Annotated in this window: 22 protein-coding genes; 10 read left to right on the top strand and 12 right to left on the bottom strand. The window is 67.8% G+C overall.

Annotation, left to right across the window (positions count from 1 at the left end):
* Positions 1-69: 69 nt before the first annotated feature.
* A complete protein-coding gene (locus EV580_RS19540) occupies positions 70-813 on the top strand; it encodes a glucose 1-dehydrogenase (protein ID WP_133692844.1) in 744 nt (247 codons plus the stop codon).
* Here EV580_RS19540 and EV580_RS19535 read toward each other — a convergent pair.
* From EV580_RS19535 to EV580_RS19520, 4 genes are read right to left on the bottom strand one after another with little or no spacing between them, the layout of a single operon-like run.
* Positions 810-1,634 (bottom strand): HAD family hydrolase, encoded by an 825-nt coding sequence (locus EV580_RS19535; RefSeq protein ID WP_133692843.1) that lies wholly within the window; start codon positions 1,632-1,634, stop codon positions 810-812. The genes EV580_RS19540 and EV580_RS19535 overlap by 4 nt on opposite strands.
* Before the next feature lie 16 nt (positions 1,635-1,650).
* Positions 1,651-2,871: an NAD(P)/FAD-dependent oxidoreductase gene (locus tag EV580_RS19530; RefSeq protein WP_133692842.1), complete on the bottom strand. Its 1,221-nt coding sequence runs from the start codon at positions 2,869-2,871 to the stop codon at positions 1,651-1,653.
* On the bottom strand, positions 2,868-4,241 hold the full coding sequence (locus tag EV580_RS19525; protein ID WP_133692841.1) for an NAD(P)/FAD-dependent oxidoreductase: 1,374 nt from the start codon (positions 4,239-4,241) through the stop codon (positions 2,868-2,870). Before EV580_RS19525 ends, EV580_RS19530 begins: the two co-directional genes overlap by 4 nt.
* Complete coding sequence (locus EV580_RS19520; RefSeq protein WP_133692840.1) at positions 4,238-5,662, bottom strand: FGGY family carbohydrate kinase; 1,425 nt, start codon at positions 5,660-5,662, stop codon at positions 4,238-4,240. The genes EV580_RS19525 and EV580_RS19520 overlap by 4 nt, the downstream gene beginning before the upstream one ends.
* A gap of 59 nt (positions 5,663-5,721) precedes the next feature.
* Between EV580_RS19520 and EV580_RS19515 the strand changes: the two genes are divergently transcribed.
* Complete coding sequence (locus EV580_RS19515; RefSeq protein WP_133692839.1) at positions 5,722-6,147, top strand: PPOX class F420-dependent oxidoreductase; 426 nt, start codon at positions 5,722-5,724, stop codon at positions 6,145-6,147.
* Here the strand turns inward: EV580_RS19515 and EV580_RS19510 are convergent.
* Complete coding sequence (locus EV580_RS19510) at positions 6,115-7,053, bottom strand: DMT family transporter (RefSeq protein WP_133692838.1); 939 nt, start codon at positions 7,051-7,053, stop codon at positions 6,115-6,117. The genes EV580_RS19515 and EV580_RS19510 overlap by 33 nt on opposite strands.
* 98 nt (positions 7,054-7,151) lie before the next feature.
* Positions 7,152-9,920, bottom strand: coding sequence for a glycoside hydrolase family 2 protein (locus EV580_RS19505; protein WP_133692837.1), 2,769 nt, complete (start codon positions 9,918-9,920; stop codon positions 7,152-7,154).
* A 226-nt stretch (positions 9,921-10,146) separates the two neighbouring features.
* Between EV580_RS19505 and EV580_RS19500 the strand changes: the two genes are divergently transcribed.
* Genes EV580_RS19500 through EV580_RS19490 form a run of 3 tightly spaced genes read left to right on the top strand, consistent with a single transcriptional unit; the run spans position 10,147 to position 12,585 of the window.
* Positions 10,147-10,812, top strand: coding sequence for a GNAT family N-acetyltransferase (locus EV580_RS19500; RefSeq protein WP_133692836.1), 666 nt, complete (start codon positions 10,147-10,149; stop codon positions 10,810-10,812).
* Positions 10,813-10,825: 13 nt separating this feature from the next.
* The gene (locus tag EV580_RS19495) at positions 10,826-11,290 is read left to right on the top strand and encodes a hypothetical protein (protein WP_133692835.1); all 465 of its coding nucleotides are present in this window, start codon (positions 10,826-10,828) and stop codon (positions 11,288-11,290) included.
* A 26-nt stretch (positions 11,291-11,316) separates the two neighbouring features.
* On the top strand, positions 11,317-12,585 hold the full coding sequence (locus EV580_RS19490; RefSeq protein ID WP_133692834.1) for a competence/damage-inducible protein A: 1,269 nt from the start codon (positions 11,317-11,319) through the stop codon (positions 12,583-12,585).
* Here EV580_RS19490 and EV580_RS19485 read toward each other — a convergent pair.
* Positions 12,582-12,824: a hypothetical protein gene (locus tag EV580_RS19485; RefSeq protein WP_133692833.1), complete on the bottom strand. Its 243-nt coding sequence runs from the start codon at positions 12,822-12,824 to the stop codon at positions 12,582-12,584. The two genes, EV580_RS19490 and EV580_RS19485, sit on opposite strands and share 4 nt — an antisense overlap.
* A gap of 223 nt (positions 12,825-13,047) precedes the next feature.
* Between EV580_RS19485 and EV580_RS19480 the strand changes: the two genes are divergently transcribed.
* Positions 13,048-13,278, top strand: a complete 231-nt coding sequence (locus EV580_RS19480) for a hypothetical protein (RefSeq protein WP_133692832.1) — start codon at positions 13,048-13,050, stop codon at positions 13,276-13,278.
* A 60-nt stretch (positions 13,279-13,338) separates the two neighbouring features.
* The gene (locus EV580_RS19475) at positions 13,339-13,869 is read left to right on the top strand and encodes a hypothetical protein (RefSeq protein WP_133692831.1); all 531 of its coding nucleotides are present in this window, start codon (positions 13,339-13,341) and stop codon (positions 13,867-13,869) included.
* A gap of 69 nt (positions 13,870-13,938) precedes the next feature.
* On the opposite strand, the gene EV580_RS19470 is transcribed toward EV580_RS19475, so the two are convergent.
* Genes EV580_RS19470 through EV580_RS19460 form a run of 3 tightly spaced genes read right to left on the bottom strand, consistent with a single transcriptional unit; the run spans position 13,939 to position 16,886 of the window.
* Entirely contained in the window at positions 13,939-14,853 is a 915-nt protein-coding gene (locus EV580_RS19470) for an alpha/beta fold hydrolase (protein ID WP_133692830.1), read from the bottom strand.
* Between the two features lie 58 nt (positions 14,854-14,911).
* On the bottom strand, positions 14,912-16,381 hold the full coding sequence (locus EV580_RS19465) for an amidase (RefSeq protein ID WP_133692829.1): 1,470 nt from the start codon (positions 16,379-16,381) through the stop codon (positions 14,912-14,914).
* A gap of 55 nt (positions 16,382-16,436) precedes the next feature.
* Positions 16,437-16,886, bottom strand: a complete 450-nt coding sequence (locus tag EV580_RS19460) for a hypothetical protein (protein ID WP_133692828.1) — start codon at positions 16,884-16,886, stop codon at positions 16,437-16,439.
* A gap of 216 nt (positions 16,887-17,102) precedes the next feature.
* Between EV580_RS19460 and EV580_RS19455 the strand changes: the two genes are divergently transcribed.
* A complete protein-coding gene (locus EV580_RS19455) occupies positions 17,103-17,777 on the top strand; it encodes a hypothetical protein (RefSeq protein ID WP_133692827.1) in 675 nt (224 codons plus the stop codon).
* Positions 17,778-17,989: 212 nt separating this feature from the next.
* Here EV580_RS19455 and EV580_RS19450 read toward each other — a convergent pair whose 3' ends face one another.
* Entirely contained in the window at positions 17,990-18,823 is an 834-nt protein-coding gene (locus EV580_RS19450) for an AraC family transcriptional regulator (protein ID WP_133692826.1), read from the bottom strand.
* Between the two features lie 25 nt (positions 18,824-18,848).
* Between EV580_RS19450 and EV580_RS19445 the strand changes: the two genes are divergently transcribed.
* Positions 18,849-20,117, top strand: a complete 1,269-nt coding sequence (locus tag EV580_RS19445) for an amidohydrolase family protein (RefSeq protein WP_133692825.1) — start codon at positions 18,849-18,851, stop codon at positions 20,115-20,117.
* A 47-nt stretch (positions 20,118-20,164) separates the two neighbouring features.
* On the opposite strand, the gene EV580_RS19440 is transcribed toward EV580_RS19445, so the two are convergent.
* Entirely contained in the window at positions 20,165-21,022 is an 858-nt protein-coding gene (locus tag EV580_RS19440) for an endonuclease domain-containing protein (RefSeq protein ID WP_133692824.1), read from the bottom strand.
* A gap of 133 nt (positions 21,023-21,155) precedes the next feature.
* Here EV580_RS19440 and EV580_RS19435 point away from each other — a divergent pair, with 133 nt between their 5' ends.
* Positions 21,156-21,653 carry a lipoprotein LpqH gene (locus EV580_RS19435; protein WP_133692823.1) on the top strand — a complete coding sequence of 166 codons (498 nt, stop codon included), beginning with the start codon at positions 21,156-21,158 and terminating at the stop codon, positions 21,651-21,653.
* Positions 21,654-21,681: the final 28 nt, after the last annotated feature.

Raw genomic sequence — 21,681 nt, 5'->3', positions numbered from 1 at the left:
TGCGCACTCGGCGCCGAAACTGGAACAGGTTCTACCTCGCGCGGAGCGCTACCGGTAGCCTGACGCCTCATGGGACGCGTAGACGACAAAGTGGCCATCATCACCGGCGGCGCACAGGGGATGGGAGCCGCTGACGCGCGGATGCTCGTCGCCGAGGGCGCCAAGGTCGTGATCGGGGACATCCTCGACGACAAGGGCAAGGAACTCGCCGACGAGCTGGGCGACGCCGCCCGCTACGTGCACCTCGACGTGACCGAGGCCGACCAGTGGGCGGCCGCCGTCGAGACCGCGATCAGCGAATTCGGCAAGGTCAACGTGCTGGTCAACAATGCGGGCATTGTCCAGGTGGCGCCGCTGAAGTCACTCGATGTGGAGCGGTGGAAGCGGGTCCTCGACGTCAACCTGACCGGCGCCCTGCTGGGAATCCAGGCGGTGCTGCCGTCGATGAAGGAATCAGGTGGCGGCTCGATCATCAATGTGTCGTCCATCGAGGGCATGCGCGGCGCGTCCTGGGTGCACGCCTATGTGGCGTCCAAGTGGGGCCTTCGCGGCCTGACGAAGTCGGCCGCTCTCGAGCTGGCGTCGGACAACATCCGGGTGAACTCGGTGCACCCAGGCTTCATCCGCACCCCGATGACCAAGCACCTGCCCGAGGACATGGTCAGCGCGCCGCTCGGGCGCCCCGGCCAGCCGGAGGAAGTCGCCACCTTCATCGTGTTCCTGGCCAGTGACGAGTCGTCGTTCTCCACCGGTTCGGAGTATGTGGTCGACGGCGGTCTGATCACGGACGTGCCGCACCGCGCGATGCCCTAGCCGCGTCGGCGAGTTCGCAGCGCCAGCGACGACAGCGCCGCACCCAGTGCCGCCCGCCCAAGTGCGGGAAAGTGACCCAGCACGTGCGCGGCGCCGCTGCGCCGGCCGGGGATGCTCAGGTGCAGCACCGGCCAGTTGTTGGCGGCGGCCTTGGCCGCCAGGCCGGGGCGCGGGTTGACCGGTCGCGGATGGCCGACCAGTGCCATCAGCGCGCCGTCCTCATCCCCGTCGGCGTAGAAGTAGCTACCCGCCAGGTCGATATCGTTGGCGGCGCAAAACCGTTGCACCGCAGCGGCTTTGTTCCGGCCCCACACGATGGGCTTGGTGATGGTGCCGGTGAGCCTGCCGTCGTCGTCGAGTTCGAAGGTGTTGCACACGACGTGATCGATGCCCAGTGCGCGGGCCACCGGCTCGGCGTGGATGGTCAGGGCCGACGAGCTGAGCACGATGGTGTGACCGCGATCCCGGTGCGCGGCCACGATCTCGCGCATCAACGGGTACACCCGGGCGGCCACCTGTTCGGCATAGAGCCGTTCGCCGATCTCGTCCAGTTCGACCAGTGACTCGCCACGCAGGTATCCCGCGGCCCGAACCAGCAGGCGCTCGAACTGCATCCGGCCGAGCTTGTAGCGCACCGACGCCTCGATGACGCCCATGACCTCGCCGATCCTGGCCTGCCCCCGGCGGACCCGGTCACTGGCGTGGGCGGTCGCGGTGAACCCGGCCACCAGGGTCCCGTCGAGATCGAAGAACGCACCGACGGCATCGCCGGGAGGGCTCCCGGCGATCTGGGCGAGCGGATCCGTTGACAGGGTCACCACACCATCATGCCGATTCTCACCCGACGGCGACTGTCACCGGTCCGCCGTCACGCTTGGCACCGGCCACGACCTGGGCCGGGATCCGGAAAACCCGGCCAGGCGAAGCCGGCCAGGGCAGCCGCTTGCGGGCCAGCAGGGTCCCACCCTGATGTGCGGTGACGACGGGACTGCGCACCAGGGTGTCGGTCCACGCCAGCAGTCGGTCACGTGGGGGGGCATTGTCGCCCAGCAGGCCGGGACTGATCCACCGCAGCGGCGCCTGGGCCACCAGGCGCACGCCGGCCTGGGGCTCGTGGCGCCCAGCCAGATAGGCGCCGACCTGAGCGGCGACGTGGCGGCCGTCGAGGGCAGCGACGTCGGCCGTGTCCACCGGGTGCACCAGGTTGCCAACGGCGAACACCCCGGTTCGGCTGGCACGCAACGCCGTATCGACGATGGGACTGCCGGCCCGGGCATCCATGGCGAGGCCGCCCAGCCGGGCGAGCTCATGGTCGGGGATCCAGTCGCCGGTCAGGATCAGGGTGTCGCAATCGACGATCCGCCGTGCGCCGGTGTCGATGTTCTCGATCTCCACGGCGCGCAACGCCGCAGCGCCGACGACGCGGCTCACCCTGGTCCGGGTGGCCACCCGCACACCCAGTGCGGCGCGGGCCGCGACGGTGAACGCTGTGTAGGACTCCGGACGCGGGTGCTCGGTGGTCATGAGCACGGTGCGGCATCCGGCGTGGCGCAGCGTGAGAACCGCTGAGTAGCTGACCAATTCGGCACCGACGACGACGGCCCGGCTGCCGACGCCCCGCCCGTGCAGATGCACCAGGTTCTGCAGATGTCCGGTGGTGTAGATGCCCGCGGGCCGATCCCCGGCGATCAACCGTGCGGGCCGTGACCGTTCGCGGGCACCGGTGGCCAGGACCACCGCGCCGGCATCGATCACCTCGCGCCCGCGCGGTGAGGTCACCTCCAGAGCGTGGTCGCCCGCCCAGCCGGTGACCATGGTGTCGGCGCGAATCTCGGCACCCGCGGCCGATGCGTGGGCCACCAGCCGGCGCGCGTAATCCGGTCCGCTCAGCACCGTCCGCAGATCGCGGATACCGTAGCCGAGGTGGTCGCTGTGCCGGGGGATGCCACCGGCGGCCGATTCCCGTTCCAGGACAACGACATTGTGGCGGGCGGCGAGTGCGGCCGCCGCGGTGAGTCCGGCAGGACCGCCGCCGACGATCACGACGTCGACTGTCATCGCAGCGCCTCGAACAGGTGCTGCACTTCGGCGCCGCAGAAGAACCCCTGGCAGCGGCCGTTCATGACCCGGGTGCGCCGGCGCAGGCCGTCCAGGCCCGCCGGCGGGATCACCGCGTGGCAGGCGTCACGCAATTCTCCTTCGGTCACGCGTTCGCAGAAGCAGACGATCCGCCCGTATGCCGCATCGGATTCGATCGCCTGGGCATCCCGATAGGGCCGCACGAATGCCTCACCCAGGTTGGGCATTCGCGGCGGGGCGGGCAGCTCGGTTCGCGGCTCGGCGTCCAGACCGGCGTCGCCGAGCACCTCCAGCACATACTCGGCAATCGCCATGCCCGCGGTCAACCCGGTGGAGCGGATGCCGCCGACCAGCAGGTAGCGCTGGGCGGGATCGGCGTCGATCAGGTAGTCACCGTGGTCGATCGCCGCCCGAAGGCCCGCGTAGGTGGCGGTGATCTCCTCGTCGAGCAGCCGCGGCATCAGCCGAATACCCTTGTCCAACAGCGATTGCAGGCCGTCGCGGCTGGTGCCGGTGGCGGTGCGGTCGGCGAGGTCTTCGGAGGTCGGGCCCAGCATCACGTTGCCGTAGATGGTCGGGCTGACCAGCACGCCCTTACCCCGCGCGGTCGGCACCGGCAGCACGATGGTGTCGACCAGCGGGCGGGCCAGCTTGTCGTAGACGATCAGCTCGCCGCGGCGGGGGGTGACGGTGAACCGGGAGAAGCCGAACTGCGCGTCGATCACGTCGGCGCCGAGCCCGGCCGCGTTGATCACCCATCGTGCGGTGATCGCGCCTGCCGAGGTGTGCAGCGTGGTGGCGGCTTCGCCGACGTCGGTGGACTGCACACGGCACCCGCGATGCAGTGCCACCCCGCGATTCACCGCATCGGTTGCCAGGGCGAGGTTGACCGTCCAGGTGCAGATGATGGACTCGTCGGGCACGGTCAGCCCGCCCAATGCGCCCGGCCCGAGGTTCGGGACCCGTTCGTATACCGTTGCGGCGTCGACGAGTTCGCAGTCGGGATACTCGTTGGCCTCGGCCTGGGTCTTGAGTGCGGGCAGGGTGTTCAGCTGCTCGTCGTCCCAGGCCACCAGGAGCGCGCCGGTTCGTTCGACCGGGATGCCGGTCTCGGCAGCGTATTCCGAGAGCAGCGCGTGGCCGCGCCGAACCAGACGCGACTCCAGCGTGCCGGGTTTGGCGTCGAATCCGGTGTGCAGGATCGCGGTGTTGGCCTTGCTGGTGCCGTCGCCGACATCGGCTCGGGCCTCGATCAGAGCCACCGACAGCCGGCGGCCGCCGAGCTCGCGGGCGATCGCCGAACCGACGATGCCCGCGCCGATCACCACCACGTCGTAGTCGGTGCTCATGGCGCCGCCGGGTAGGTGGTGACGGCCAGATCGCGCCAGCGGCAACGGAATTCCTCGGCGCGCGCGGGGTCCCAGTGGGGTTCGAAACTGGCTGCCGCGCTCCAGGTTCCGGCCACGTCGGCGAGGCTGCGGGCGGGCTCCAGACTGAGCCGGGCCAGTGCGGCCGCGCCGAGGGCGGTGGCGTGCGCGGAGGGATAGACGTCCACGGGCACCTGCACAATGTCGGCACAGGCCTGCATCAGCACCGCGGACTGGGTCAGGCCGCCGTCGGCGCGCAGTCGGGTCAGCGGCGCCCGCGTGTCGGCGCCGATCGCCGTCACCAGCTCGGCGATCTGCGCGGCGATGCCCTGCAGGACGGCGAGCACCACATGGCCGCGGCCGCTGGCCAGGGTCATGCCCGAAAGCGTTGCGGTGGCGCCGGATTGCCACCACGGCGCGGCCAACCCGGCCAGCGCGGGCACGCACAGAATCCCGTCACTGTCGGCGGCCGCGACGGTGTCCAGCTCGTGGGCGCCGGCGATGATCCCCAGCGACGACAGCCACCGCACCGCGGAGGCGGCGGTATAGACCTGGCCGTCGACGCAGAACGTGTCCGCGCCACCGACCCGCCACGCGACCGACGTGGTCAGCCCCGACGACGAGCGCACCGGGTCGGCACCGCAGTTCGCCAGCAGGAACGCGCCGGTGCCGAAGGTGCACTTGGCCATTCCCGGCTGCAGGCAGCGTTGCGCCAGCAGTGCCGCCTGCTGGTCGACCACGATCCCGCCGACCGGCGTCTCGGCACCGAAAGCAGTTGTCAGCCCGATGATTTCGTCGTTGCCGGCGATCCTGGGCAGTTGTTCGTCGGCCAGCCCGAACAGCGTCAGCAGCTCGTGGTCGAAGTCGGCGCCGCCGAGTTCCACCAGCAACGAGCGGCTGGCGGTGGTGGCATCGGTGACGAACTGCCCGGTGAGCCGGTGCAGCAGCCAGGTATCGGATGTGGTGACCACACCGCCGGTTTCCACGTTGCGGCGCAGCCAGCTCATCTTCGGGGCGGTGAAGTACGGGTCGAGCACAAGCCCGGTGCGCGCGGCGATCATCTCGGCGTGCTCGCCCAGTTCGGCGCACAGCCCCTCGGCCCGGCGGTCCTGCCACACGATCGCCTGGGTCAGCGGCTCACCGGTGGACCGATCCCAGGCCAGCACCGTCTCACCCTGATTCGCCAGCGACACCGCGGTGATGGGCCGGCCGGCCTGGGCCACGGCCGCACGCCCGGCCGACAGCACCGACTCCAGGAGCTCGCCGGGGTCCTGTTCGACACCACCGCCCGACAGGTACCGCGGATGCACCGCCACCTCGGCCAGCCCGACCAGCCCCTCGGCCGGGTCCACCACGATCGCTTTGGTGCCCGAGGTGCCCTGGTCGATGGCGAGGACCGTCACGGCAGCCATACAACCACGCGGCGGGGAATGACTCGGGTCACACGGCGTTGGACCCGGACATGAAGCTCAACGATGCGGCCCGCGCGCTGATCGGCTCCGGCGCCGATGCCACCCTGGTCACCCTCAACCCGGACGGCAGCCCCCAGGTGTCGGTCGTATGGGTGGCACTGCAATCCGGCGAGGACGGCGACGAGCTGGTGACGGCTCACCTGTCCGAGCACCAGAAGGTCCGCAACGTGCGCCGCGACGGCCGCGTCGCGCTGACCATCGTCTCGACCACACCCGGAGAGGTCATGCGCCCCTATCTGTCGGTGAAGGGCACCGCCCGCATCGAGGACGGCGGCGCACCCGAACTGCTGCGCGAGCTCGCCTCGGTCATGGTCACCGACGAGAGTGTCGTGTTCCCACCCGCCGGTGCCCCGCCGGGATATCTGACCCGGATCAGGATCGACTCAATCGGCGGCGTCGGGCCCTGGCTGGACTGACGCTTCGGTCGCGCCGGGGGCCCGGGTCTTGGCCTTGGCTTCCAGTTCCTCTTCCCACGCGCCCTCGTCGCGACCGAGTGCGATCGTCGCGGTGGCCATCGCGGCGAACGCGACGGCCAGTGCCACCGCCGCCGGCTTGCTGACCGCCAGGTGCTCTTCGAGCACCACCTCGCCGAGAAACACGGCGACCACCGGTTCAAGCACCAGCATCGCCGGGACCGAGGCGCGCAGCGATCCGGCGTGAAAGGCCGACTGCTGCAACAGGGTGGCGATGATCCCGACGGCGATCACCACATAGAGCACCGGGGTGGTCATCAGCCGCAGCATGCTGCCCTCGCGGACGATGTGCATCACGAGTTTGGTCAGCACGGCCACCACGCCGAAGAGCACGCCGACACCGACCGCCAGCAGAAGCGCGCGTCGCCAATTCGACAGCCGCAGGGACACCAGTAGGCACCCGGCCACGAACAGCAGGCTGATCCCGGCCACCACGATGGCGGGCAGCTCGGAGCCTTCGTAGTCGCCGGGTTTGGTGCGAGCCAATGACACGAACACCGCCAGCGCGATCGTCAGCACCACGGCCCAGATCCACTCGTGGCGGGAGACCCGCCGGTGGGCCAGGCGTGCGCTCAGCGGCAGTGCGAACAGCAGCGCCGAAACCATCAGCGGGGCCACCAGCAGCAGCGACCCGTAGGCCAGCGCGACCGCCTGGAAGGCGTACCCGGTCACCGCGGAGGCGGTACCCGCCCACCACAGCGGTCTGCGCAGCAACGTGGACCACATGACCGTGCTGACGCCCTGATCGTGGGGCACGTCCATGGTGGCCCGCTGGCGCACGACGATGCCGATCGCGGCGAACACCGCAGCGGCAAGGGCGGCTGCCACCACGAGAGCGTGCTGCAGCAAGATCCGTCCCTTCGGAGTGTGTTGTGAGGTGTCGACGCTTAGGACCGAATGTAGGGCACGCGAGCCGACGATGACCTGTCGCAGGCTCGGCCTGCGTGTCAGCGAACCTGTACGACCACCGGCGTGCTGTTGTAACCGGTCACCCTGACCCAGCTCGGGACGGGTCCGGAGTCGGGCACCCGGCCGGTGATCTGGACGGTGTCGCCGGGGAACACGGTCACGTAGTTGTCGTCGTACTCGATCGGCAGGATCTCGTCGGCCAGCGGACTGGACAGCAGCTCGGCGCGGTCGAAGAACGCGATGTTGGGCGTCGGGTTGTGCAGGTTGATCGTGACGTCGCGCCCACCGTCCTGACCGGCCGTGGCGGTGACGTCCAGCGGCACCTTGGGCATCGAGTTCAGCGCGGTCATATCGGCCCAGCTGACCTGGTTGGAGTTGAACGCGGCGTCGTTGGCAGGCGGTCCGACGTCGTCGGCCTGCCGCGACTGCCAGTACACGTTGTCGGCGACGACGGCGCCGGACGGGTCGAGCAGTTCGGCGCGCACGAAGAACACGGGGGAGTCGGCGGGGCCCGGCGGCAGCGTCATCGCCGGGACCGCACCACCGGGATCGACGCTGATGTCGTCGGAGGCGCGGTCGTCGCGCAGTACGCCCTTCAGGTCGTAGGTGCGCACCCGCACGCGCAGGTTCTCCTTCGAGTCCGGCGTCTGGTTGACGACGGTCACCCTGGCCTGCCGGTGGTTGCCGGTGGCGTAGGAGTCGAACACCACCGACAGCGGCTGCAGGCCCTTCTTCGCGCCGTAGTAGGCACCGCCTGGACGCAGGTAGTAGTCGAAGATGTTGCCGAAGAACGACGGCCAGTGGCTGTTGAGCATCCAGTAGATCGTCATCTTGTGGCCGTCCCAGCCATTGGCGGCGAACGACTCGAATTGCGCGCGAGTGGCCTCGTAATGCGCCAGTTGGGCCTTGTCGGCGAACATCCGGGCGTTGGTCGACGGGCCGTAGCGGCGGTCGATGACCCGCTGCACATTGGCCAGCCGCGAGTTCTGCGGATCGGACCCGGCGTGGAAGAACCAGGTGTCGTTGATCGGCCACAGCTTGTCCGGCGGAATGAACTTCCGCAGGCTCGCGAATGGCGGGATGTGTTCGTTGTCGCCCTGTTCGGCCGACGATCCGCGGGCGGCCCCGTACTCACCGGCGAACCAGTAGGACGGCGGTCGCCACGTGTAGGGGCCTGCCATCTGGATGCCGTCCCACACCGGCTGACCCTCGGCGTCCCGGTTCATCTGCGACACCGTGTCGACGGTGGCGTTCTGCCAATGCAGGTCGGACAGGATCTGGTGATAATCGGTCAGCACCTCGGCCGGCGGCCGGCCGTCACTGCCGTTGGCCCACACGAAAACCGAAGCGTGCGAACGCAGCATCGCGATCTGGCTGCGCATGCTCTCCTGCGAGACGCGTCGATCCTCGTCGTCCCACTGCTGCCATTTCTCCCACTGGTTGCAGCACATCCAGCCGTACATCAGCGGGATGCCGAGCTCGTCGGCCATCTGGACGAAGCGCTGCGAGGAGATCTTGGACTCCAGCCTCAGCATGTTCAGCCCGAGGTCCTTGACGTAGCGCAGGATCGCGGCGTCGCGGTCGGGGTCGTACTTGTAGAGCAGGTCCGGGGTGTAGGTGGCGCCGCGGACCAGGAAGTTCTTGCCGTTGACCTGGAGATAGAAATTGCCGCCGGTACCCAGGTCGGCGAACGTGTCGTCGGAGTCGCGGCCCTGGGTGATCTGGCGGATGCCGAACTTCAGAGAGGTCGACTCGGTCACTGCCTCCTGTCCAGCCCGATTCTGGACGAACTCCAGCTTCAGGTCGTACAGATCGGGACGGCCCATCGTGTAGGGCCACCACAGGTCGGGGTGGTCGACCACCAGCGCCGCGAAACGATCCGGGCTCAGCGTGATCTCCCGCTCCTCGCCGGGCATCAGCGTGACCGGCTCGTCGACATGAATGGGCGCCTTACCGTCCCGGGTGATCGTGGCCCGCAGCACGCCGCGGACCTTGTCGGCGGAGTAGTTGCGCAGCGGCGCGTAGACCGTCAGCCGAGCGCTGTCGGTGTCGGGTAGCGGAAGCTGGGTGTTCACGGTGGCGTCGCCGATGGACACCGCTCCGGATGTCTTGAGGTACACCGGTTTCCAGATCCCGGCGTTGCGGTCGGGAACGAAGGAATTGCCGTTGGCGGGGTTCTTGTCCGGACCCTGGTAACCCAGGTAGCGCCAGTTGATCCAGTCGTACCAGCTGTCCGCGAGCTCGACGCCGTTGACGTCCTGGATGGCCCGCTCCGGGGTGACCTTGACGGCCAGGGTGTTGGGCTGGCCGGGCGAAATCCAGCGGGTGACGTCGAGCTGGTGGTCGTTGTACATGCCGACGACCTGACGGCTGTCGGCCACCCGGCGGCCGTTGAGCCAGACCTCGGCGCGGTAGTTGATCCCGGTGAAATCCAGCACATAGTTGGGGTAGTCGCCCGGGGCGGTGAAGGTGGTGCGGTACCACCAATCCTGTTTGTAGAGGTCCTGTGGGACGTCCTCGAGCAGGTTCTTGCCGTAGTAGAGGTTGGGGTAGACGCCGTCGTCCTGCAGGGTCTCCAGCACGGTCGCGGGCATCCGGCGCACCGGGTGCCACGCCGCGGCGTCGTAGCCGTTGGCCGAGATCGTCGCGCCGTCCTCGGGCAGACCCTGTGCCGACGTGAGTCGCCAGCCGTCGGCCAGTTCGATGTCCTGCGCGGGCTGCGGGTGCGGGCCGCTGAACACCCGCAGATCGCCCGCGCATGCCAGCAGGATCACAATGACGAAGATCGTCCCGAGGGTCTTCGCCACCGTCCTCAAGCTCCTCGTGTCGAGATCTGCGACAGGACACCCCAGCGCAACCGATCATCTGCCGCGCGTTCATCTTGGCAGAGCGATCATGCGTGCGCCGCATCCGCTGGCCCCTCCATCATGCGCACCGACACCCCGGATGGCACCTTGGCGGCGATCGGTGCACGTCGTCGGCGGAGTTTGCGCGGACCCCGCCGAACTCGGCCCGTCGAACTACGCTTACGCCATGACCGACCTCGACCGCGCCGCCGCCCGCCGCGAGATTGCCGATGCGCTCCTGAAGGCGCTCGAACGCCGCCACGAAGTGCTCGACATCATCGTCGACGCGGATGATCGCGCCTCGGCAGTCGACGCCATCACCGCGCTGCTCGGCACGTCTCGACTGGGCAGCGAAGCCGTCCTGGGGTTGTCCTTCGACCAGGTGACCAAGGATTCCCGCGACCGCATCACAGCCGAGATCAACGACCTCAACAGCCAGCTGTCGTTCACCCTGGGTGAGCGACCGGCAAGCTCCGACGAGAGCCTGCAGCTTCGGCCGTTCTCCGACGACGACGACCGCGACATCTTCGCCACCCGCACCCAGGAGATCGGCTCGGCCGGCGACGGTTCGGGTGCGCCCGCAGGCAATCTGGACGACGAGATCCGTTCGGCGCGTAGTCGTTTGAGCGCTGAAGAGGCAGCCTGGTTCGTGGCCGTCGACGGCGAGGACAAGGTGGGCATGGTCTTCGGCGAACTGGTCGGCGGTGAAGTCAACGTCCGGATCTGGATCCATCCCGACCACCGCAAGAAGGGCTACGGCACCAGCGCCCTTCGCAAGTCACGCACCGAGATGGCCGCGGCGTTCCCCGCTGTGCCCCTTGTGGTCCGGACTCCCGGCGCGGCCCCGAGCTGAAAGGTCGATCGGTATGAACATCGCGATCAACGTCATCCTGCTTGTCGTCGGTATCGCGGTCGTTCTTGCGCTCATCGCGCTGCCGATCGTGCTGATCTACCGCGGCAAGTACCGCGCCGCCGCCGCACAGCTCGACAGCGAGCTGGCGGCCGAGACGATCATCCGACCGCTGGAGAAAGGCAACTACCGGGGCTCCACCGCACCGGGCTTCCCCTCGGTGAAGAACAGTGGCCGCATCGCACTGACCCGCAGGCGCGTGGTTTTCGTGACGTTCACCGGCACCACCATCAGTGTGCCGCTCGACACCATCACCGGAATGCGGCTGTCGAAGGTGTTCAAAGGCAGCGTGGTGGGCGGCTGGACGCATCTGGTGCTGCGCACCGCGGCCGGCGAGATCGGCTTCTACGTCCCCGACACCAGTGCCTGGCTGCAGGCGCTCGGAGAGGTCACCGGGCTGACGCCCGACCCGGTCAGCTGAATCAACACTGCGTAATCTCGCTCGGTATGAGCGTGCGCGCGGGAATCGTGGTCACCGGCACCGAAGTTCTGACCGGACGGGTGGCCGACGCCAACGGCCCATGGGTCGCCGACCGGCTGCTGGAATTGGGTGTCGAACTGGCCCACATCACGATCTGCGGGGATCGCGCGGCCGACATCGAGGCCCAGTTGCGTTTCCTGGCCGCCGAGGGCGTCGACCTGATCGTCACGACCGGCGGCCTCGGGCCGACCGCCGACGATATGACCGTCGAGACGGTGGCCCGCTTCTGCGGTCGCGAACTGATCCTCGACGCCGAGCTGGAAGCCAAGATCGCGGCCATCCTGAAGCACCTGATGGCCAGGTTCACCGGTGTCGATTTCGACGCCGTCCTCACCGCCAACCGCAAGCAGGCGATGGTGCCGGTCGACGCGCACGTGCTCGACCCGGTGGGGACCGCTCCCGGTGTCGTGGTCCCCGGTACGCCGACGGTGCTGGTCCTGCCCGGGCCGCCGCGCGAACTGCAGGCGATGTGGCCGGCCGCGATCGCGGATGACGCAGTCCAGCAGGCGATCGCCGGGCGGACCGTCTATCGCCAGGACACGGTGCGGATGTTCGGCCTGGCCGAATCCGGGCTCGCCGAAACCCTGCGCGAGGCCGAAAGCATCGCGGGCTTTGCAGATTTGGAGATCACGACGTGCCTTCGCCGCGGCGAAGTGGAGATGGTCACCCGCTACGAGCCGGACAGCGCCGAGACCTATCGACAGCTGATGGAATTGGTGCGCGCCCGGCACGGGGAATTGGTGTTCTCCGAGGACGGTTCGCGAGTCGACGATCAGGTGGCCCGACTGTTGGCGGGGCGGCGGATCGCGACGGCGGAATCGTGCACGGCCGGACTTGTGGCTGCCCGCCTGACCGACCAGGCCGGCTCGTCGGCCTATGTCGCGGGCGGGGTCGTGGCCTATGCGAATGAGGCGAAGGTGAACGTTCTCGGTGTCGATGCGGCGCTCATCGACGCCCACGGCGCCGTCTCACAGGAAGTGGCCGAAGCCATGGCGGCCGGCGCGTTGCGCCGATTCGGCGCGGACACCGCGGTGGCGATCACCGGGATCGCCGGGCCGGGCGGGGGCACAGAAGCCAAACCCGTGGGGACCGTGTGGTTTTGCGTGATGCTGGCCGACGGCACGACGGTGAGCCGATCGGTGCGGTTACCGGGGGAGCGCGCCGACATCCGGGAGCGATCGACCACGGTGGCGATGCACCTGCTGCGGCGGACCCTACTCGGGCACGTCGACTAGGCGGAACAGACTGCAGCTTCGCCGTCGGCGAGATCGGCGGGATTGCACAGCGCGAACATCCGCGCCCCGAGGTCGGCCAATTCGACGATGATCTCGGCGCGACCCAATCCCGCGTCGAGGGCTTCGCTGAGCACGGTGACGATGTCGGCGCCGTCAGCGTGCACCGAGGTGGCCTGCGACAGCCGCGCTGTGCGGATCATCCGCCAGGCGTAATTGCGCTCGGCGAGGGCGTCATTCATAGGTGGACCTTTCGATGGCGGTCTCGTTACGGCATTCAGCTTCCTCCCAGACATCGCCTGTCCGACAGGGACTTCTGGCCCTCGCCCATGGGGGCATAGGGCATTAGCCGAGAATGGTCGAGTCGAAACTCGATAAGAAACCGGCCGAATTGCCGATCACGCTGGATTGCCTGCCGTAGCGTAAGTAAGTCCATTCAGCGCGACCCAATTTGGGGGAGATTTTATGCGTAAATTCGTCATGGGTATTGCCGCCGCGAGCATGATTTTCGGCTCGCTGGCCGGCGCGGTAACCGCCAATGCTGCATCGACAACCACGCCGACTCCGGCGACACCGAGGGATGGTTCGCCCATCATCACCGCACTGGACTGCCGGGGCGGAACCGGCAATATGGGTTGCGGCGCAGGCTTTTTCTGGCGCGACGGATGGCGCGGCTACGGCTGCTACCCCTGCTGATCGTCCATCACGACGAATTGACCCGCCAGTAAACAACTTTCCCGAACGGAAGAATTCCCTATGACTTCTCGTCGTCTCGGCGGCTTGACCGCCGCCGCGCTGCTGTCAGCAGGCCTGTCACTTGGCACCGGCCTGGCCGCAGCAGATCCCGGTGACTACACCGTCCTGCTCGTCGACCCCAACGTCGTGACCGATTCACTGGCCTACACCGCGGCGCCGCCGGTCCTCAATCCCGGCGGCCAGCCCGGCGCCATGACGCTCTACACCCATCGCGACGGACGCACGATCGCCGACACCGTGTGGGTGCTGGGCGATCCCGGCGCCGCCGCCGGTGCGATCAGCTCCGCGCAGGCCGCCACGCCGGTGGCCGATTCGAAGACCGTCTCGGTTCCGGTCGGGACCAACGGCCAGCTGATTTCCGGAAAGTCCCCCGACGGGACGCGCTCGCTGAGCGTTCTGTATTTCACCGAGGGCAACGCGGCGTCATCGCTCGAATTCACCGGCCCCGCCGGGGATCCGGTGCCTCAGGATCTGGTCGTCGAATTCGGCAAGCAGCAGGACGCCCTGATCAAGAGCCAGCTGGGCACCTAGCGCCAGACTGAACCGGCACTGGGAGCGAGGAATTCGCTCTCAGTGCCGGTTCACGAATTCAGTCCTCAGTCACGCCTTTTCGGCACGATCCCAGAGATCCAGCATGGTGCGCAGAATGTCCTCTGCGCGGCCGAGTCCGCCGAGGTGACTTTCGCCGGGTAGCACGTGGAGTTCGGCGTCGGGCAGCTTGGCCACCACATGCTGGCCATGCGCGAACGGCACGATGTGGTCTTTGTCGCCGTGCCACCACCGGACCGGCACCTTCACTTCGTCGAGCCGGAATCCCCAGTCACGGGAGAACACCACGATATCGGCGAGTGGCGCCGCCAATTGCTTGCGGCTTCCGTTGAGCAGATCGTCGAGGAACATCGCCTTGAATTCGGGCCGCACCAGCATCTTGCGGTCACCTTCGGGGGAGATGCCCGCATAGATGTAGAGGGCGGGTTCGGCCACCGGCCTGATCAACCGGATCAGGCTGACAGCGGCGAGCCGCATCGGCGCTCCGGCCACCTCGATCAAGGGGGCGACGGCCGCGCCGACCTTCATCAGTCCGCCGGTGATCCCGTCCGGGCCGACGATCGGCGCCACGCCACCGAGCACACCGGCCGCCACAACGCGCTCCGGCAGCGCGGTCGCACACGCCAAGGTGTACGGACCGCCGCCGGACAACCCGACGACGGCCATCTTGTCCACCCCGAGGACGTCCGCGATCGTGGACAGGTCCTGGGCGAAGGCCAGCACGTTGTCGTACTGGAATGGCGTCGAGGCTCCGATGCCCGGCCGGTCGATCCCGATCAGGCGGATGTCGTTCTGTTCGGCGTACACCCGGGCTTCGACCGGGATCTGACGCCGGGCGCCCGGGGTTCCGTGCAGCCAGAAGATGGCCCGGCCCTGGGCGCTGCCGAATTCGGCGAAACCGATCTGGCGGTCCTCACCGACGGCGATATTGCCTTCCAGCTTCGGGCGCGCGATAGAGACAACCATGGGCACAGTGTGTCACGGGCGCGACGGGCGCTGTGCGGTTCATCCAAAGGCGCCCAGCTCAGGAGGCGAGCGTCCCGACCCATCCCGGCGGCCGACGCTGTGCCCACGGCATGGCCGCTTCGAGCTGAGCGGCCAACTGCAGGAGGATCGTCTCCTCCGGTGCCATCAGCTGAACCCCGATGGGCAGACCGTCCTCGGTGACCGCGAGCGGCAGTGAGATGGCTGCCCAGCCGGTCACATTGCCCATCGTCGTCCACCCGGTGTGCGCGAACTCGACGTCGAAGAAGGCCCGCGTGGTACCGCGCGGCTGATCCAGGATGCCGAAGCCGGGCGGCGGCGCCAGCAGAGTCGGAACCAGGAGCACGTCGTGGGCACCCATTCCTGCGACGAACTGACGCGTCTGGGCGTGAACGGTGTCGATGGCATCGGCGTAGTCGACGCCCGACGTGGTGAAACCCTCGCGCATCATCACCCAACTGCTGGGCTCGAACTCGTCCTCGCGCGGGTCGCGGCCGAGATGGGATTTGGCGAAGTTGTACAGCTGCACGTTGCTGACGTTGTGCAGCACGGCGATCGCGTCGGCGACGGCGTCGGTGTCGAAGCCCGGCGCTCCCGGCTCGACATGGTGGCCGATCGATTCCAGTGCGCGCCCGGCGTTTTCGACGGCGGCGATCACTCGGGGATCGGTCGCCGGGGCGGGGAAAGGGGATCCGGTGGCGATCAGCACGCGCTGCGGCGACGGCGTCTGGCCGAGCGCGTCGAGGAACGGCTGGGCCGGCACCCGCGCGTTGTAGGGATCACCGGGAGCCGCTCCGGTCACCGCGTCGAGCAGGGCCGCGCTGTCGCGGACCGTACGGGTCAGGGCGTGCTCGACGGCCAGTCCCTCCAGCAGGTGCCCGGACGGGGCGAACGAGGTGCGCGCGCGGCGGGGTTTGAGACCGACCAGGCCACAACAGGCCGCGGGCACCCGGATCGAGCCGGTGCCGTCACCACCGGATGCGGCCGGAACCACCCCGGCGGCCACCGCCGCGGCCGAGCCGCCGCTGGATCCACCCGGCGTGATGTCCGGGGACCACGGATTGGCGGTACGGCCGAACAACGACGGCTCGGTGGTGCAGTGGTTGCCCCATTCGGGCGTGTTGGTCTTGCCGAACACGACGAGGTCGGCCTGCAGGTAGCGTTCCACGATCCAGGCGGTCTGGGTCGCGACGTGGTGACGCAGCGCGCGCGAACCCATCGCCTCGCGAGCACCGGCCAGCGATGCGCCAAGATCCTTGAGCAGGAAGGGAACTCCGGCCAATGGTCCTGCGATGCCGTCGCGCAGGGTTCCGGACTGATCGAGGGCCGCGGCTTGTTCGCGGCCGCGTTCGAAGAGATCGGTGATGACGGCGTTCAGCCCGCGGGCGGCTTCGGTCCGGGTGATCGCCGCGTCGAGCAACTCAACGGCGGACAGTTCTCCGGACGCGACCAGCGCGGCCTGTCCGATGGCGTCGAGATCGGCGAGTTCAGCGGCATGTGTGGCGTCCATTGCCACGAAATCCTCGCCGTCCAACGCCACGGCGGCAAGCCGGGACGCGAGATCGTCAGTCGCCGCCGGGCGCGAGCAGCTCGCTCGACTGGTTCTGCTGAGCAGCGGCCTGCTGGGCGGCGGCGTCCTTCGCGGCCTGCTCGTCCTCGGACGCCTTCTCGGCGCGCCCTTCCGGACTGGCCAGCGAGTTGCCCGCCTTCCCCGCCGTCGCGAGCTTGGTATTGCAATTCAGGTACAGCAACACGGTGTCGGTGACGGGGGAGAAGTTGTCACCCTTGAGCCAGGACGCCTTCTGCGAGCGGGTGACCACGCAATCGCCTTGGCTGACACCGTCTCCCACGGAGGTGGCGATCACGGCCTTCTCGCCGGCACCACTGATGGCCGAGGAGGCGTCCGAATAGGACTGCCCGGCATAGTCGTCGGCGAGCGCGACGCCAGACCCGAGTGTGAGCGACAGCGCACCGAGGCCGAGGGCACCGACTCCGAGTCGAATGAGCTTGGTCATAGCGATTGTCCTCCACCGCTGGTCTCCGACAGGCAGCGTCACAGTCGCCGGGACGCGAAAACTGAGGATAGGACGACTTTCTGGCAACTAGCTGGATACCAGCTGGTGGCAGCCTGGTAGCCGGGGGAAGCCGGACTTCCTTCTCTTTGCCTGCCGGAGTCCCGTTCGTCACTTCGCCGATATCGTCGCGTCGGCCCGGACGCGTTGACTGGGCGCATGTCTGAATCCACGACCGAGTCCGAAACAGTCACCGCCGTTCCGACCGCCGACGACGTCGTCGAGGTCGCTGAAGTGCTCGACGCGGAGATCCTGCCGGAACCGCAGGACGAACGCATGAAGCTCGCCATCCGCCAGGTCCTCGAGCGTCAGATCGCCGCCGGCCAGGCGTTGGGCAGTCAACTCATCGACGCCGCAACGGATGTCGGCACCGCGATCGCCCACGCACCGGCGACGTTCGCGGGCGCCATTCAGGACGGCGAGAGCATCGCGTCGGCGTGGGAACGCACGGGCAGCGGCGTCCAGGATGTGTTCGAGGAAGCCGGCGGGCGGTTGCGCGCGGCCGTCACCACCTACGTCGGCCATCAGGCCACTCTGCCGGTGGCGGTCCTCGGATACGCCGGTGAGGTCGCGGGTTCGCTGGCTTCCGCACAGGGCACCGTGGCCGGCTCGGCCCTCGACGGCGCCTTTGCAGTCGCGGCAGCGGCCACCAAGGGTGACAATGTGCGCGAGGCGTTCGGCCGCAACGTCACCGAACTGCGCGCCACTGCGGTCGCTGCTCGCGGCGACGTCAGCGAGTCGGCCAAGCGCGCCGGCCACGAGGTTCGCGGCGCGCTGGGCGGCGAACTGACCATGCTGGTCGCCGCCATTACCGGTGCTGACGAGGATTCTTGACAGACAACGAACTTCAGGTGACAAGCGGCACAGTGAGGGGTGTGTCGCGGCAACCTGAATCGCTCGGCTGGCACAGTGGAGTGGTGACACAAACACGGCGAACACGATCGGGCTCCTGGCGACATCCGTTGTCGCTGGGGTTCGAGGCGCACCGCGGGTTGTTGTTGTTGCGCCTGCGCTGGCATGAGCGCACCCATCGGCGCGCGGTCACCTCACCCACCGGTGTTGGTGACACGCCTTCGGTATGACGACGGGGTCTCTCCGCAGAACTGACTGAAGGCCCTGGTGAACGAGCCGACACTGTCGAAGCCGACGGCGGTCGCGGTCTGCTGGACACTTTGCGTCGGGGCGGCCAGCAGCGCCATCGCCCGCAGCATCCTGGCGTGCAGAAGGTAAGTGCGCCAGGACATCTCGGCTTCGCTCTGGAATTGCCGCCGCAGTGTGCGCTCGGAGACCGCGACCGCCTTGCAGACCTCTTGCAGGCTCACCGACTGCAGGTGCTCCTTGGTGTAGGCCATCGCCGCGGCGACCACCGGATCATCCGAGCTCGGAAGGCTCAGCGGCGCTTCATGATCCAGCGCCTCGGCCACCAGATTGGCGAGCGTGCGGAAGAACGCGTCCGAGGCCTCATCACCGCCCGCTCGATAGATCGGCCAGCGCAACGCGTAGAGCATCATCTCCCGGATCAGGGGCGAGACCGCCAGGATGCGGGCGCGGTCGCCGGGGGCGGGAATGAGCTCGGGGTCGAACATCACCGCCAGCGTCTTGACCGACGGGTTCATCGTCGCCTGATGTTCCAGGCCGGCCGGGATCCAGGCCGCCTGCTGAGGTGGCAACAGATAGTGCGCCGAGGTCGTCTCGACCTCGACCACCCCGCCGATCGCGTACTCGATCTGGTGCACGTCGTGAAAATGCCAGCCGGTGACCAGCAGTTCTCCCTCGTAGAGGTAGCTGCCGGCCAGGACCCGCCCACCCCGGCGCAGCTCCACCTGGCCGATGTTGGCCGGTTGAGCGAAACCTCTGGCCGAATGTGCGGAGACGGTCACGATTATCGAGGGTACAACTTGAGGCATGAACGTCGACGACCTGATCCTGGTGAGCATTGACGACCACGTGGTCGAGCCGCCCGATATGTTCCTCAACCACGTCCCGGCCAAGTACAAGCCCGACGCTCCGATCGTCGTCACCGACGACAAGGGCGTCGACCAGTGGATGTACCAGGGCCGTCCGCAGGGCGTGAGCGGGCTCAACGCGGTGGTGTCCTGGCCCGCCGAGGAATGGGGCCGTGACCCGGCGGGCTTCGCCGAGATGCGTCCGGGTGTCTACGACGTACACGAGCGGGTCCGCGATATGAACCGCAACGGCATCCTGGCCTCGATGTGCTTCCCGACGTTCACCGGTTTCTCCGCGCGGCACCTGAATATGACCCGCGAAGACGTCACCCTGGTGATGGTGTCGGCCTACAACGACTGGCACATCGACGAGTGGGCCGGCGCCTACCCGGACCGGTTCATCCCGATCGCGATCCTGCCGACCTGGACCCCCGAGGGGATGTGCGCCGAGATCCGCCGGGTGGCGGCCAAGGGCTGCCGGGCGGTCACCATGCCCGAGCTGCCGCACCTCGAAGGCCTGCCGAGTTACCACGACGAGGACTATTGGGGTCCGGTGTTCCGGACGCTGTCCGAGGAGAACGTGGTGATGTGCCTGCACATCGGCACCGGCTTCGGCGCGATCAGCATGGCCCCCAACGCGCCGATCGACAACATGATCATCCTGGCCACCCAGGTTTCGGCGATGTGCGCACAGGACCTGTTGTGGGGCCCGGCAATGCGCAACTACCCGGATCTCAAATTCGCCTTCTCCGAGGGCGGCATCGGCTGGATTCCGTTCTATCTGGATCGCAGCGACCGGCACTACACCAATCAGAAGTGGCTGCGCCGCGACTTCGGCGACAAGATGCCCAGCGAGGTGTTCCGCGAGCATTCGCTGGCCTGCTACGTCACCGACAAGACGTCGCTGAAGCTGCGCCACGAGATCGGCATCGACATCATCGCCTGGGAGTGCGATTACCCGCATTCGGACTGCTTCTGGCCGGACGCACCCGAGCAGGTGCTGGCCGAGCTGAACGCGGCGGGCGCATCGGATTCCGATATCAACAAGATCACCTGGGAGAACTCCTGCCGGTTCTTCAGCTGGGATCCGTTCGCCCGCACCGCCAGGGAAGACGCCACCGTCAAGGGCCTGCGTGCCAAGGGCGCCGACGTCGACGTGTCGATCCGCCCGCGTGCGGAGTGGGCACGGCTCTACGACGCCAAGCAATTCGCCAACGCCAAGGCCTGAGTCATTGCGTCGAGATCGACGCTGGCGTGGGAAAGTACGAGTAACCCTCACGCCACCGTCGATCTCGGTGAACTGCGAAGCAGAATCGCGTCGCGCACCTGCCTGACAACATCCTCGGGGTGGTCTTCCGCGATCACCCGGATGACGATCCAACCCAATTCCTCGAGCCTGCGAATTCTTCGTCGATCCTTGACGTATTGAGCTCGCCTTGACTGGTGATGGCCGCCGTCATACTCGACCGCCACTTTGATGTCCTCCCACCCCATATCCAGGACGGCCAGCATCCGCCACCCGTCCATCACTGGAATTTGGGTCGTCGGCCGTGGAAAACCAGCTTCTACCAACAGCATTCGGAGCCACGTTTCCTTCGGTGACGCCGCTCCACCGTCGACGAGCGGAAGAACCGCCATGAGCTGCCGCACTCCACGGGCACCGGGACGTAGCCGCGCCAACTTCGTCACGTCGTCGATAGAGAAGAAAGTGGCCCACTTCAACGCGTCGAGGCGAGCGATCGCCGCCGCCGCATCGAGGTGCCGGCCGAGGTCGAACGCGGTACGCACAGGCGTTGTCACGGGCAGGCCGGCAACCTTGGTGATCTCGTCATCGGCGAGCGTCTCGTTTCTGACAATCAACCCTTCGTGGCGCCGGGCGCTTCGACCGATGAGTTCGATCGGTGCATCCGCGTCGACCCACGGGGAGCCATGCAACGCCGCGGCCGCCAGCCCGGCGATCACCCCACTCCGTTTCGACCACAGCCACGCCGCGCGCGTCCGATCGCGCAGCGATGGCTCGACCGAGGTCGCCAGGTAAACGTCGCGATAGATCGGCCGATACCACCGACGCAACTCGTGCTCGGTGAGCCGACCCGAAGCGATCGCTTCGCTGCCAATGAACACGTCATTCATGCCTGGATACTCGCGCGCACTACCGACAGGTCATCGAGATCGGCGCGGAAAGTTTGGGATCGGTAGCCACGGCCACCGCCTGTACTTACCTCGTGACGGCGCCACCGAGGCGCCGCGAACGAAGGGAACACAGGTGAAGCGAATTCTCGCGGTCGGTGTCGGCGTGGTTGGCTGCAGCTTGATGCTGGTCGGCTGCTCGGACAACAACAGCAGCAGCAAGGGCACCAGCTCGGCGACGGGTTCCGCGCCCTCCAGTGCCACTGTCGCCTCCGGCGGCAAGACGTCGGTCAAGGTCGACGGCAGCGACCTTCAGGGTCTCGACCTGAACTCCGTGACGTGCGTGAAGCAGGGCGGCACGATCAACATCGCCAGCGGCGCGGTCGGTGGTCAGCAGGGGCTCGGTGTGGTCATGAGCGACGGACAGCCGCCGAAGGTCCAGTCCCTGGGCATGGTCGTCGATGGCAACGCACTCGCGGTGAGCCAGGCCGGCGGCATGGGCACCGGTTCCGCCGAGGTGAAGGTGGACGGCGACACCTACACGATCACCGGCGAGGCGGCCGGCGCCGACATGAAGAACCCGATGGCCGGCATGATCAGCAAGAAGTTCGAAATCACCGTCACCTGCAAGTGACGTGATCGGCACCCCGGGCAAGGGGCGG

The organism is Mycobacterium sp. BK086 (assembly GCA_004362315.1).
Lineage (GTDB): Bacteria > Actinomycetota > Actinomycetes > Mycobacteriales > Mycobacteriaceae > Mycobacterium.
Note: the sequence above shows the minus strand (reverse complement) of the source record. Positions and strands in the feature narration are given on the sequence as shown.